Here is a 13674-nt window from a genome sequence, read left to right as displayed (position 1 = left end):
GAATATGAAGGTGCATGTAAAGTAGGGTTTCATTTGTTTAAAAAACTGCATGTCAAAATTGCCGGATTTGTTGCCATCCTGCTGATTTTGACGGTTATCGTCCTACAGTTTTCCACAACACATTTGTTGAAATCGATGCTTGAAGATCAAGCAAAAGAATCGACTTCAAGTCTGCTTAACTCGATCAAAGGTAATATCGAGCTTCAATTAGAAAACTATGAAATCGCTTTAAATCGTATGAGCGACAGTCGAATGGCGCAGTCATTTTTAGAAGATGATCAAAATAAATTATTGGGCAGACTGATCAACGACGAATTAAAGCAAATCAAGGATAAAAACGAATTTGTCACCAATGCGTATATAGCGACTTCAAAAAAAGATATATGGATATACCCGAAAGCCGAATTTGATAAAGATTTTGACCCGACGACCCGGCCCTGGTACACATCGGCTGCCAAAACGTCTGATCAAGTGATCTGGACAGAGCCGTATCAAGATGTCGTGTCTGGAGAGATGATGGTCGCAGCGGCTAAAGCAGTCGTTGTCGACAATAAAGTATTAGGCGTCATCAGCTTAGATATTTCATTGAATTCATTAAACAAAATTATCGAAAATCAAAAGATGCCATATGACGGCTACGCATTTATTTTGGACCAAAACGGGACAATGCTTGCCCACCCGTCAAAACAAGGTGACGATATATCGAAAGACAAAACATATCGGGACATCCCGTCATCCAAAGACGGAATCAAAGTAGGCAAAGATACTGTGATCGCTTATCAGACCGTCGGTGGTACGGGCTGGAAAGTCGGTACGCAATTCGACACGGCGAAGCTGATGTGGGTCGCACAGGAAATGAACAAAATGGTCATGATCGTTTCAATCATTGCTTTGGCAGCGGCGATCATTTTAAGCTATTTCCTTGCCAAAACGATCACAGGCCCGATTAAGCAGCTGATTGCCAAAACAAAGGCTGTCGCGGGCGGTGATTTGACGGTCCAGACAGCAGCTGCCTCAAAAGACGAAATCGGTATATTAACAAAAGACTTCAACAAGATGGTCGAAAACATGAAAGAAATGATTGTGCAAGTCGGAACCTCGTCCGGAAAAGTATCGAAAACGACCGATCAATTAAGCGCTGTTTCAAAAGAAACGGTTTCTGCGAGCGATGAGATTGCCAAAGCAATCGAAGAAGTGGCGACAGGTGCGACAGAACAAGCGGCAGAGATCGAAAATGTAAATGAACAATCCGAACGGCTGTCTGTCAAAATTAAAGAAATTGAACATCATGCCGACAGCATCAAGAAGCTTTCGAGAACATCAGAAGATGCAAGCTATACAGGAATCGATGCTCTCGGGCAGCTGCTTGCAAAATCAAATGAAGCCAACTCGGAGACGAAGAAAGTGGAACATATGCTTTTGCAGCTTGAAGAAAAAACGAAAAACATCGAAGACGTTGTTACAGCCATCTCGGCGATCTCTGATCAAACAAACCTGCTTGCTCTGAACGCCAGCATTGAAGCAGCCCGTGCCGGCGAAAGCGGACGCGGTTTTGCGGTAGTTGCAGAAGAGGTGAGAAAGCTTGCCGAACAATCGGCGGTCTCTTCACAGCATATCAGCGAAACGGTCAAGCAGATTCAGCTGGAAACGAAAGAAGCCGTTTCAGCGATGACGGAAGCAAGCAAGATGAATGAAGAACAAAATGGAATGATTCACGAGACAGGAGAAGCGCTCAGCAAAATTACTGCAGAAATGCAGGCGCTCGTCAACTCAATTGACCACATTTACTCTGAAATCTCTGATATGAGCGGAGAACAGCAAAAAATGTCCGATTCGATCCAGAGCATTTCAGCCATTTCCCAGCAGTCTGCAGCGGCTGCGGAAGAGGTCAGCGCTTCGACAAACGAGCAGCTGACAGCGCTGGAAAGTATCGCCAAATCTGCTGGAGCGCTGAGCGAGGCCAACCAAGAATTATTAAATGCGATCAATAAGTTTAACGTGTAATAAAGAAGTCCCTCTTGTTGAAAGAGGGACTTCCCCTTTTTCAACGCTCACAATCCCAATTTTCAGAATATACGTGTTACACTATAAGTATGAAGGGAGTGATGATTGTGGATTTAAAGATGAATGGCAAAACGGCGCTTGTGGCAGCAAGCAGCAAAGGACTCGGCAATGCGATCGCAAAAGCCCTTGCGACAGAAGGGGCAAATGTCATGCTGTCCGGGAGACACGAAGCGGACTTGAAAAAAGCAGCGGAAGAGCTGAGCGGACTCGGCGGCGGAGCCATCTCTTATCAAGTATGCGATCTTGCAGACGCCGACGGGATCAAAGCGCTCGTTCAAAAGACCGCTGACACATTTGGAACGATCGATATGCTTGTCAACAATGTCGGAGGACCGAAGGGCGGCAGCCTGCTGGATCTGACAGACGCTGACTGGACTTCGTCATTTGAATTGCATCTGCTCAGCTATGTCCGTTTAATCCGCGAAGCTTTTCCATATCTAAAAAAGGATGGAGGACGCATCGTTAATATCGCTTCATCATCAGTCAAGCAACCGATTCCGGGGCTGCTGCTTTCCAATACGTTTCGAATGGGAATCGTCGGTCTGACAAAATCCATTGCTGAAGAGTTGGCCGAACATCGCATTTTGATCAACACGCTCGCCCCGGGAAGAATCGCGACAGACCGCGTGGCAGAGCTTGACCGGCTGAAAGCCGAGAAAACGGGCCTTTCCGAGCAGCAGGTGAAGGAAAGCTATGAGAAAGAGATTCCGCTCGGCTCCTACGGAAAACCTGACGACTTTGCACAGTATGCAAGCTTTCTTTTATCAGAATGCAATACATATATGACTGGACAGACACTGCTGATAGACGGCGGAATGGTAAAAGCGATTTAAGGGGGATGACATCATGAAAAAAACAATCGGATTTATCGGACTCGGTGTAATGGGAAACAGCATGGCCTCGCATATTTTGGCTGCAGGCTATCCCGTCAGCGCCTATACGAGAACAAAACAGAAAGCGGACAGCCTCGTGGAAAAAGGGGCGGAATGGAAATCATCCGTCAAAGCACTGGCGCAGTCGTCTGATGTGATCATCACAATGGTCGGCTACCCAAAAGACGTTGAAGAAGTTTACTTTGGAAGCGAAGGCATTATTGAAAATGCCAAAACAGGTTCTTACCTCATCGATATGACGACTTCCAAGCCTTCTCTCGCCAAACAAATCGAGGATGCTGCAAAAGAGAGAGGACTTTACACTTTAGATGCTCCGGTTTCAGGCGGGGACGTCGGCGCGAGAAACGGCACGCTCGCCATTATGGTCGGAGGAGAACGGAAAGCCTTTGATGAATGCTACCCGATCTTTTCGATCATGGGTGAAAATATCCAATATCAGGGGCCGGCCGGAAGCGGGCAGCATACGAAAATGTGCAACCAGATTGCGATTGCTGCAGGTATGATCGGTGTCGCAGAAGCGATGGCCTACGCCAAAAAATCCGGACTCGATCCCGACAATGTGTTAAAAAGCATTACGACCGGCGCTGCGGGAAGCTGGTCCCTCTCAAATCTCGCGCCTAGAATGCTGAAAGGCGACTTTGAACCGGGCTTTTACGTCAAACACTTTGTTAAAGACATGGGCATCGCGCTAGAAGAAGCGGAGTTGATGGGCGAGAAAATGCCGGGGCTCGAGCTTGCGAAAAGCCTTTACGACACCCTTGTGGAAAAAGGCGAAGAAAACAGCGGCACCCAAAGTGTGTACAAGCTTTGGACAGAATATAAATAACGAAAAAAACCACTTGCTCAATGCAAGTGGTTTTTTGCTGGTTCTTATTTTCCGATGAACTGCTGAGTCCAGTAGTTGCCGTCTTTCACATATCCAACACCGATATGCGTGAAGTTAGGGTTCATAATGTTTTTTCTGTGGCCTTCACTGTTCATCCAAGCTTTGACAACTTCCTGAGGCGTTTTTTGGCCTTTCGCGATGTTTTCTCCGGCAGTGCGGTATGTGATGCCGAATTTCTTCATCATGTCAAATGGAGAACCGTAAGTCGGGCTGTTGTGATCAAAGTAATTGTTATCTTTCATATCTTGAGATTTCGTGCGGGCAACCTTGCTCAGTTTTTCATCCAAAGTAAGAGGTTTTAGCCCTTGTTTCTTTCTTTCCGCATTCGTCAGCTCAACAACTTCTTTTTCATACGCGCTTACAGAAGAAGATGAAGGCGCTGTATTTTGCTTTTGCTGTGAAGTCTGCTCTTTTGAAGCCGCAGGCTTTGAAGCTTCCTGTTTTTGAGTCTGCGTGCTTTCAGGCTTTGAAGCTTTAGGTGCAGAAGACTTGGGTGCAGAAGCTTTAGGCTGTTGAGTGGCTTGTTTCTTATAAGAATGAAGCAGGGACTGAATTTTTTCCTGGTCAGCTTTAGAAAGCTGGTTCATGTTTTGGATATTCAGTTTGCCTGCGAGATCAGTTACATTTATGGAATGAACGGTTTTGACTTGTACTTGCTGCTGCTCTTTAGCGTCAGCGTGTTGAACGCCGCTGAATGTGAAGAGCGTTGCTGCAGCTGCTGCTGATAAAAGAAAAGCTTTTTTCATAAACAGTAATCCTCCTAAATGTTGTAGTTGTTGTTGTTTCGTACACTAGAATCATAACACGGCTTTTTTGAAATAATAGATCCATATATTCCCTTTGACAAGGTATTATTGTTAATTTTGACATAAAAAAAGAAAAACCCTTTGCTGCCAATATGCAACCAGATCGCTCTTTTACGCGTCTTGTCATAAACGTGGTAAAATTTAAATGTGTTAGTTAAATTTTAATATAAAAAGAGATTGACAGCTTTTTTAAAAACTTTAGATTGTAACAACCATTACAAAAGTGTTACAATATATCTCAGTTAATTAATGTAAAAATTGAATATTGTGAGAGGAGAGAGAGTTTCAGTGACAGAATCTCAACATGATCCGGCTGAAATCAAAAAGAGCAGGCGTTCGCGTTTATGGCGGATCAACCTGTACTTCTTTGCGGTGTTCACTTTGTTCGCTGCGCTGATCGTCAAGCTGGGCCTCGTGCAAATCGTCAATGGGGAAGCGTATGAGCAGGAAGCTTCGAAAACCGAGGCGAAAATTGCGTCATACCCGGCGCCGCGGGGTAAAATGTATGACAGATACGGGCGGGTGGTTGTCGACAACCAAAGCGTTCCCGCGATCACATATACGATGATGACAAGCACAAAAACGGAGGAAAAAATCAGCACAGCCAAAAAACTCGCAGAATTGATCGATATCGATCCATCGTTTCTGAAAGAAAGAGATTTGAAAGATTACTGGCTTGCCAGACATCCGAAAAAAGCTGCTGCACTTCTGAAAGACGGCGAGAAAACCCTCAAGTCTGATCAAACATACAAGCTGCAGGTAGACCGCGTTCCGGCGGAAGAGATCAAAGCGCTGGAAAAGGACAAAGACGAGCTTAAAGTCGCCGCGATTTTCAGAAGGTTTTCAGGCGGCTATGCGTATGAGCCGCAGATCGTCAAAGCGATGAGCCCGAAAACCGAGGGGAAAAACGATGCGCAGCTCCTTGATGAGAAGGCTTCAAAACAGATGCCGGCCAACGATTTAACGTATGAGGAAGTCTCACGCGTTTCCGAGCATCTTGAAGAGCTTCCCGGCGTTGACGTCATCATGGACTGGACCAGGAAATATCCTTATGAAAAAACGCTCTACTCCATTTTCGGAGGCGTCACAACGCCTGAGCAAGGGCTCATCAAGGACCGGGAAGACTTCTACCTGACAAGGGGATATGCCCGGAATGACAGAGTGGGAAAAAGTTATCTCGAGTATCAATATGAAGAATATTTAAATCCGAAAAAAGCGAAAGTGCAATATACAGAAAACCGCTCAGGCAAGGTTATCAGCCAGGAAACGGTTGATGAAGGAAGACGCGGGTACGATCTGCAGCTCACCTTCGACATGGAGCTCCAAAAGAAAGTCGAAGAGGCTATCGAAGAGGAGCTTAATAAATTCCGCGGCTCAAACTACATGCTGGACAGAGCGTTCGTCGTCATGATGGATCCGAATAACGGAGACATCCTGTCCATGGCCGGAAAGCGAATCATCGACGGCAAAATCACCGACTATTCAATCGGCGCGTTTACGACCCAGTATGAAATGGGATCAGCCGTCAAAGGTGCGACCGTGCTGGCCGGTTATCAGGACGGCATGCCGCATGGGCAGATGTATTTGGATAACGGAAAGCTGACTTTCGCAGGGCCTGTTATAAAAGGTTCCTATACCGACACAATTGGATGGGCTAATGAAGTCAAAGCGCTTCAAAAAAGTTCAAACGTTTATATGTTTCATGTGGCCATGAGGATTGCAGGAATTACGTATGTACCGAACGGCCCGCTTCCAGCGAACCTAGAGGACTTAAATAAAATGAGATATTACTTCAATCAATTTGGCCTTGGGGTAAAAACAGGCATCGACTTGCCGCAGGAGTCGGCCGGGATGCAGACAAACCCAAAAATAGTCGGGGGTCTCCTTCTCGATGAAGCAATCGGGCAGTTTGACACATATACGCCTTTGCAGCTCGCTCAATATATGTCCGCGATTGCCAACGACGGTTACAGAGTGCAGCCGAGAGTCGTGAAAAGTATTCACCAACCCGAAAGCGAAAAGCTCGGATCTGTCATTGAAGAGCGTTCGGCCAATGTGCTCAATAAAATCAACAACTCCCAAAGCGATATTGAAATCGTGAAAACCGGTTTGAAACGGGTCACTCAGCTTGGTGGAACAGCAGCCGGGACATTCGGTTCACTTGATGTATCAGGCAAAACCGGAACAGCACAGGCGCCTTACTACGGCACGAACAGAAGCTGGTGGGGAACGATGAGTTACAACCTAACCTTTGCCGGTTACTATCCTTCGAAAAATCCTGAGGTTGCTTTCAGCGTTGTTGTTCCGTCTATGACCACTGATAAAGGCGGAATCAACAAAAACATCGCCGCCAAAATCGTCAAAGCCTATGTCGATCTGCAAAAAAAATACAGCAAGGATTAGACAAAAAAGAACACGGATTTTTTCCGGGTTCTTTTTTTGTTATCAAAATTTGACGAATGCTAGAAGTTTTGAAGGAGATTTCTCGCATTTTAGCGAATCCTTTTAAGCAAAATAGTTTTAATGAATGCTGGTCATGAATAGGGTATAAAGGAGGGATATGATGGAACAAAAAACAAAACGTTTTGAGCAATATAAGCCACATATGAATTTACAGGCAGTCCTGTCAGCTAACGGCCGTTTTATATACATATCTGCAAATTGCAAAGAGCTCTTAAGTTACGAGCAGAATGAACTGATCGGTACGTATTTGAAGGACTATTTACACGAAGACGATCTTTTTCTGGTAGAAAGCTATTTTTACAATGAGCATCATTTGCTGCCTTGCACCTTCAGATTTGTGAAAAAAGACTACACGATGATCTGGATCGAAGCATCGATCGATTTCGTGACGACCCATGTTGGAGAAAAAGAACGCGAGATTGTACTCAAAATGAAAGTGTTTGAAGACCGTCCCTCTAAGAAAAGCAGCTCCATAAAAGAGGAAGACACACCGGAAGAAGCTGCCAGGCTGCCGGCAAAAGAGGAATTCGAAGCCATGGTGGAAGGCTTGCCAAACCCTCTGTGCATCAGCGTTCAAGGGGAAATAGTCTACGTCAATGACGCCATGGTCAACCTGCTCGGAGCCGAGCACAAACGGCAAATTATCGGAAAGTATTCCTACGATTTTATCGAGAAAGAGTACCATGACATCGTCAAAAACCGTATCAAGCGGATGCAGCAGGGACTTGATGTCGGAATGATCGAGCAAACTTGGCATAAGCTCGACGGCACGCAGATTCACCTCGAAGTCAAGGCGGCGCCGACCATTTATCAAAACCAGAAAGCGGAGCTGCTCCTGCTCATTGACATTTCATCGAGGAAGAAATTCCAGACCATTTTGCAAAAAAGCAGGGAGCGCTATCAGCTCTTGATTCAAAACTCAATCGATACGATAGCCGTTATTCATAAAGGTAGATGGGTCTTTATGAATGAATCAGGCATTCGTCTGTTTGAAGCAAAAACGTATGAGGATTTAATCGGCAAAGATATTTATGAACATCTGCACCCGTGCGACCACGAAGATGTCAAAGCGAGGCTGGAACGGATTACAGACCGAAAATCCGAATCTGAAATCATAAAGCAGACGTGGTATACATTTGAAAAAAGGCTCATCTATACAGAAATGGTTTGCATCCCTACGACATTTTTCGGGGAAACGGCCGTTCAGGTGATTTTAAGGGATATTTCTGAACGCAAGCAGACCGAGGAGCTGATGGTCCGTTCGGAAAAACTGTCGATCGCCGGACAGCTTGCAGCCGGGATCGCCCACGAAATCCGCAATCCGCTCACCGCGATTAAAGGGTTTTTACAGCTGATGAAGCCCACGATGGAAGAAAATGAACATTATTTTAATATTATCTTTTCCGAATTAAGCAGAATCGAACTGATCTTGAGCGAGCTTCTCATGCTGGCAAAGCCGCAGCAAAACGCATTGAAAGAAAAGCTAGATCTGATCAGGCTGATCCGCGAAGTGACGGCCCTTTTAGAAACGCAGGCCAACTTAAACGGCATTTTGATCAATACGATCCTCCCGGACAATATCTATATTAAAGGGGATCAAAATCAATTAAAGCAAGTGTTTATCAACCTGATCAAAAACGCCGTCGAATCCATGCCGAACGGCGGTACGGTCCATTTGACCGTCAGAGAAACCGAAGATTCGGTCATCGTCGAGGTGGAGGACGAAGGAGAAGGAATACCTGAACATGTCATGAAGCGAATCGGCGAGCCGTTTTTGACGACGAAGGAAAAAGGAACAGGCCTCGGTTTGATGGTCACCTTCAATATCATCGAAAATCACAACGGAACAATCGAAGTCGACAGCAAAGCAGAAAAAGGCACGACATTTAAGATTTCATTTCCAAAATAAAAAACAACGGCGTAAAAGCCGTTGTTTACGTAGTCTGTATCGATTGCCTCTTATTGAAAACAAAGGACTCCAGCCGGTCAAGACCTTCCCTTAGCGTATCAGGAGAATATGCGTAAGAGATCCTCACATAGCCTTCCCCGTATTCAGAAAACGAGCTGCCCGGCACGATCGCAAGCCCCTCTTCCTCAAGAAGCGACATGCAGAAATCAAAGGAAGACATTCCAAATGATTTGATGGACGGGAAAATGTAGAATGCTCCCGACGGTTTAATCACATCGAGGCCCATTGTCACAAGTCTGTCGTACACGTAGTCAAGCCGTTTTTTATATTGCTCGCGCATGATCAGCGCATCATCAAACCCGTTGGTGACGGCTTCCAGAGCTGCTTTTTGAGAGATCGATGAAGCGCATGATACGTTGTATTGATGGACTTTTAAAATATGTTTGGCGATTTCCTTCGGCGCGAACAAAAATCCGATTCTCCAGCCTGTCATGCTGTGGGATTTGGAAAGTCCGCCGATGACGATCGTCTGGTCCCTTAGTACAGACGCGATGGAGTGGTGCGGTCTGTCAAAAGTGAGTTCGCTGTATATTTCATCCGAAAGCACAAAGACGTTTCGACCTTTTAAAAGGGAGGCGATGTCCTTCAGCTCTTCTTCGGACAGCGTCATTCCCGTCGGATTTGACGGATAAGGAAGAACAACACATTTTGTCTTCGGCGTCAGCGCTTCCTCGATCAATTTTGCTGTCAGCTTAAAGCCGTGAGACGTGGTGTCAATGATCAATGGAGACGCTCCGCACATTTTGATGATCGGCTCGTATCCGGGGTATACCGGCCCCGGAAGAATGACTTCATCGCCAGGTGATAAAATCGTGCGGAATGCCGAATCGATGGCCTGGCTGGCTCCGGTCGTCACAATGATCTCGCTTTCCGCTTCATAATTTAAATCGGCTTTTTTCTTCATATAAAGCTGTACAGCCTGCCTCAGTTCGGGATATCCGGCGTTGTGAGTGTAAGATGTTTGATTCTCATCTATCGCTTTTTTGGCGGCCTGTTTGACATGGTGGGGGGTGAAGAAATCAGGCTGGCCGATTGTTAAAGAGATTACGTTTTCGTACTGGGATACAAGGTTTGAGAACTTGCGGATCCCTGAGATTTCGATTTCTTTTACATTTGGATTAAGCAAATGTTCCATTTAGCATCACCTTAAAAATGTTATGGTTTATCTTATTTTACCATCATCAGACCAATTGTCATCTTTTAATCAATCAATTTTATAAAAACTCGTAACAAGTATATGCAAAACAATGCAAGGTATGCGGACATGCGGATGGCAGCAGATAGAAAAATAAGACAATCAAACGATTGTCTTACGTTATATTTCGTTTAGTAGCCGTAATCGAAGTCAACATCTTCTTTCCACGAAATATATATTTGTTCTTCACTGTCTGAAGCATCCTTGAGCATTTCTGTGTAAACAGCACGGCTGACCCCTTCTAAAATGGTCATTTCATGATTTTTAATCGTTACAATTGTTCCCATCATAAACACCTTTCCTGAAAAATCCTTGACCATTGTAACACGATAAATGTCAAAGTCAATGAAAAACTTGTGAGCCGTACATTAATTTAACTTTAAAAAAACGTGATACGTATTGATAATATTCAGCGAATCTTAGTAGTATATAGAAGTCAAGATGTTAGGAGGAAAAGCACATTGGAATTGGAATTAGACAAACACGAAACTGCTCCTGAAAGGAGCGAGTATGCCGGAATCGGCGCGCGTTTTGTAGCTTCCCTGCTCGACGGATTGATTCTCGGGATTCCCGCATATATTTTCACGTACGTTTTAACAGCGGCGTTGATGTTGGGAAATTCGGATATCATGCTCATGATGGAGACTGATCCCGAGTATTTGAGCGATCAGGAAATCTTTACGTTTATCATCAGCATGTTCAAAACCATAGCGATCGTTGGAAGTATTACTTTTATTGTTTATTTTCTTTATTACACGCTGATGGAATCATCCAAATGGCAAGGGACGCTCGGCAAGAAAATCATGAACGTTCAGGTGGCGAAAGCAGAAGGCGGAAGAATCTCTTTCGGCCGTGCGGCCGGAAGGTTTCTGGCCAAAAGCTTTCTTTCTCCGATTTTATTGGTCGGCTACATTATGGCCTTTTTCACAGAAAGGCGCCAGGCGCTTCATGATATGTTGGCAGGAACCATTGTCGTAAAAAAATAACGGGTAAAAGACAGCACGCTTTCAGCATGAATGCGTGCTGTCTTGTTCAGGAAAATGTTTCACGGCAGGAATAAAAATAAGGAGGCATCAATCCAGATGGATACTCAGCCGGAACGTGAACAAGCTGTAAAGCGGGCGCAAAGAACGGGAATCAAGCTCTTTTTGACGTTGCCGATTCTATCTTGGGCGTTATACGATTTTGCAAACACGATTTTTTCATCAAACATTGTGACGATCTTTTTTCCTTATTATTTGCAGGAGGCAGTCGGCGAAAACGCCAGCATGAATCAGGTGGCAAGCACTTTTATCTCCTATTCGAACGCAGCCGCAAGCTTCCTGCTCGTCATTTTCACGCCTTTATTCGGGGTGTTGATTGACCGGACGGGCAGAAAGAAAAAATACATCGGTCTGTTTACGATGATTTGTGTTTTGTGCACCATCTTAATGGGGGTTTTTGCGGGCGCTTCGTTTCAGAAGGACATATACGGGCTTCCGTTATCTTTGATCCTTGTTGTTGTCATGTTTGTGACCGCAAAGTTTTTCTATCATTCAAGCTTGGTGTTTTATGATACGATTTTGGCTGATTTGGGTACAAAAGAAGAAATTCCTCTCTTATCAGGATTCGGGATTGCGATCGGATATATCGGTACTTTGGCCGGCTTAACGGTTTACCTTCTGGTCGGGAACCAGGATTTTCACCGTGCTTTCATCCCGTCGGCTCTCTTGTTTTTACTTTTTTCACTTCCGTATTTGCTCTTCACGAAAGAGAAAAGAAAACCGGAACCGAAAGAAAAAAAATCGTTTTTCAGCGGATACAGGGAAATCGTGCAGACGTTCAAGGACATTCGCCTGTACAAACCGGTCTTCTTGTTCATGATCGCCTACTTTTTCCTGAATGATGCGCTTGCTACAGCAATAGCCATGATGGCGGTTTATTCAAAAACGGTCATCGGTTTTACGACCGGTCAATTTGTATTACTTTACCTTGTTTCAACGGTCTCAAGCATCATCGGTTCATTTTTGCTCGGCTTTGTAACAAAAAAGATCGGCGCTAAACACGCAGTCAGTCTTGTCGCCGCCATTATGATCACCGCTTTGACGATTGGAGCATGCACGACGTCAACAGTCTTGTTTTGGATTGCGGGAAGCCTTTTCGGTATCTCGCTTGGAGGCACATGGGTCGCATCAAGGACACTGATTATCGAACTGACGCCCGAGCATAAAAGAGGCGAATTTTTCGGATTGTTTGCTTTGTCGGGGAAAATCTCTTCCATTTTCGGTCCGGTCCTGTACGGATCGATTACTTTGCTGTTCAGGGATTTAGGGAACATGGCCAGCAGAATGGCTTTCGGATCTTTAGTGTTATTGGCAGCGATCGGCCTGATCATTCATCAAAATGTTAAGGCAAAAGCTTAACCCAGAGCATCAACTTTTAACAAAAGACGCCGATATAAAAAGTAAACACAAAGTAGGATAGAGAGGGATATCAGTGTCTTCAAACCAACAGGAAATTTTATTAAGTTCGGGAACCAATGAATTAGAAATCGTGAAGTTCGAAGTTGGTCTCAACATTTTCGGCATAAATGTCATGAAAGTCAGAGAAATCATTCAGCCGGTTGACATTACGAAAGTGCCTCATTCGCACAAGCATATGGAGGGCATGATCACATTGCGCGGGGAAATTCTTCCCGTCATTGATTTATTCTCTTTCTTCGGCGTCGAACACGGTGAGGACGAGCATCAAGAAAAATACATTGTGACGGAATTCAACAAGCGGAAAATCGTCTTTCACACTGGATCGGTTTCGCAGATTCACCGGGTGTCGTGGGAAGAAATCGAGAAGCCGACCGCTTTAAATCAAGGAATGGACCGTCACCTTACCGGCATCATTAAGCTCGACGGCACAATGATTTTCCTGCCTGATTACGAAAAAATCATTTTTGATCTTGAGTCTGAGTCAGGTACGGACCCTTATCAAATGAAAGATGAAAAATTTGATCAGAGACGGACTGACAAAAAGCTGATGATTGTCGAAGACTCTCCGCTCCTCTTGCGGCTTTTGGTGGAAAAGCTGAATGAAGCAGGGTATAACAACATCGTGTCTTTTGAAAACGGAAAAGAGGCTTACGAACATGTGCTTCAATTGATGGAAGACGGCACAGCCCTTCACGAAAAAGTCGATCTCATGATCACGGATATTGAAATGCCGCAGATGGATGGACACCGGCTCACAAAGCTGTTAAAAGATAACCCGCTGAGTTCGGAGCTGCCGATCTTGATTTTCTCTTCTTTGATTACAGACGATCTTCGCCATAAAGGGGAACAAGTCGGAGCTGACGAACAAATCAGCAAGCCAGAGCTCAACGAACTGATCGAAAAGCTTGATAAATATATTTTCAAGAACTAAAAAAA

10 protein-coding genes and 2 pseudogenes are annotated in these 13674 nt (G+C 44.9%); 9 read left to right on the top strand and 3 right to left on the bottom strand.

Features of this window, described 5'->3' with window-relative positions:
• Positions 1-135: 135 nt before the first annotated feature.
• The 4 genes and pseudogenes from ACH97_RS24435 to ACH97_RS08910 form a co-directional block, all read left to right on the top strand.
• Positions 136-1062: pseudogene (locus ACH97_RS24435) on the top strand (HAMP domain-containing protein); the annotation flags it as partial.
• Positions 1057-2004, top strand: coding sequence for a methyl-accepting chemotaxis protein (locus ACH97_RS24430; protein ID WP_391509467.1), 948 nt, complete (start codon positions 1057-1059; stop codon positions 2002-2004). The pseudogene ACH97_RS24435 and the gene ACH97_RS24430, both read left to right, overlap by 6 nt.
• A gap of 107 nt (positions 2005-2111) precedes the next feature.
• Positions 2112-2897 (top strand): SDR family oxidoreductase, encoded by a 786-nt coding sequence (locus ACH97_RS08915; protein WP_041817195.1) that lies wholly within the window; start codon positions 2112-2114, stop codon positions 2895-2897.
• A gap of 13 nt (positions 2898-2910) precedes the next feature.
• Positions 2911-3783 (top strand): NAD(P)-dependent oxidoreductase, encoded by an 873-nt coding sequence (locus ACH97_RS08910; protein WP_020451182.1) that lies wholly within the window; start codon positions 2911-2913, stop codon positions 3781-3783.
• 44 nt (positions 3784-3827) lie between these two features.
• On the opposite strand, the gene ACH97_RS08905 is transcribed toward ACH97_RS08910, so the two are convergent.
• Positions 3828-4589 (bottom strand): CAP domain-containing protein, encoded by a 762-nt coding sequence (locus ACH97_RS08905; RefSeq protein WP_020451183.1) that lies wholly within the window; start codon positions 4587-4589, stop codon positions 3828-3830.
• A gap of 348 nt (positions 4590-4937) precedes the next feature.
• On the opposite strand from ACH97_RS08905, the gene ACH97_RS08900 reads away from it, so the two are divergent.
• Positions 4938-7052: a peptidoglycan D,D-transpeptidase FtsI family protein gene (locus tag ACH97_RS08900; protein WP_020451184.1), complete on the top strand. Its 2115-nt coding sequence runs from the start codon at positions 4938-4940 to the stop codon at positions 7050-7052.
• A gap of 160 nt (positions 7053-7212) precedes the next feature.
• Positions 7213-9021 (top strand): PAS domain-containing protein, encoded by a 1809-nt coding sequence (locus ACH97_RS08895; RefSeq protein ID WP_020451185.1) that lies wholly within the window; start codon positions 7213-7215, stop codon positions 9019-9021.
• 14 nt (positions 9022-9035) lie between these two features.
• On the opposite strand, the pseudogene ACH97_RS08890 reads toward ACH97_RS08895, so the two are convergent.
• Both ACH97_RS08890 and ACH97_RS23740 read right to left on the bottom strand, forming a co-directional pair.
• Positions 9036-10216 (bottom strand): annotated as a pseudogene (locus tag ACH97_RS08890) (aminotransferase A); the annotation flags it as partial.
• Between the two features lie 191 nt (positions 10217-10407).
• Positions 10408-10566 carry a hypothetical protein gene (locus ACH97_RS23740; RefSeq protein WP_165583461.1) on the bottom strand — a complete coding sequence of 53 codons (159 nt, stop codon included), beginning with the start codon at positions 10564-10566 and terminating at the stop codon, positions 10408-10410.
• A 171-nt stretch (positions 10567-10737) separates the two neighbouring features.
• Between ACH97_RS23740 and ACH97_RS08885 the strand changes: the two genes are divergently transcribed.
• The 3 genes from ACH97_RS08885 to ACH97_RS08875 all read left to right on the top strand — a co-directional run bounded on the left by ACH97_RS08885 (position 10738) and on the right by ACH97_RS08875 (position 13669).
• The gene (locus tag ACH97_RS08885) at positions 10738-11262 is read left to right on the top strand and encodes an RDD family protein (RefSeq protein WP_020451188.1); all 525 of its coding nucleotides are present in this window, start codon (positions 10738-10740) and stop codon (positions 11260-11262) included.
• A 96-nt stretch (positions 11263-11358) separates the two neighbouring features.
• Positions 11359-12678 carry an MFS transporter gene (locus ACH97_RS08880; RefSeq protein ID WP_048350548.1) on the top strand — a complete coding sequence of 440 codons (1320 nt, stop codon included), beginning with the start codon at positions 11359-11361 and terminating at the stop codon, positions 12676-12678.
• Between the two features lie 73 nt (positions 12679-12751).
• Complete coding sequence (locus ACH97_RS08875; protein WP_020451190.1) at positions 12752-13669, top strand: chemotaxis protein; 918 nt, start codon at positions 12752-12754, stop codon at positions 13667-13669.
• The last annotated feature ends 5 nt before the right edge of the window (positions 13670-13674 follow it).

Source organism: Bacillus paralicheniformis (assembly GCF_001042485.2).
GTDB classification, from domain to species: Bacteria; Bacillota; Bacilli; order Bacillales; family Bacillaceae; genus Bacillus; species Bacillus paralicheniformis.
This window is presented reverse-complemented; position numbering and strand designations above follow the sequence as displayed.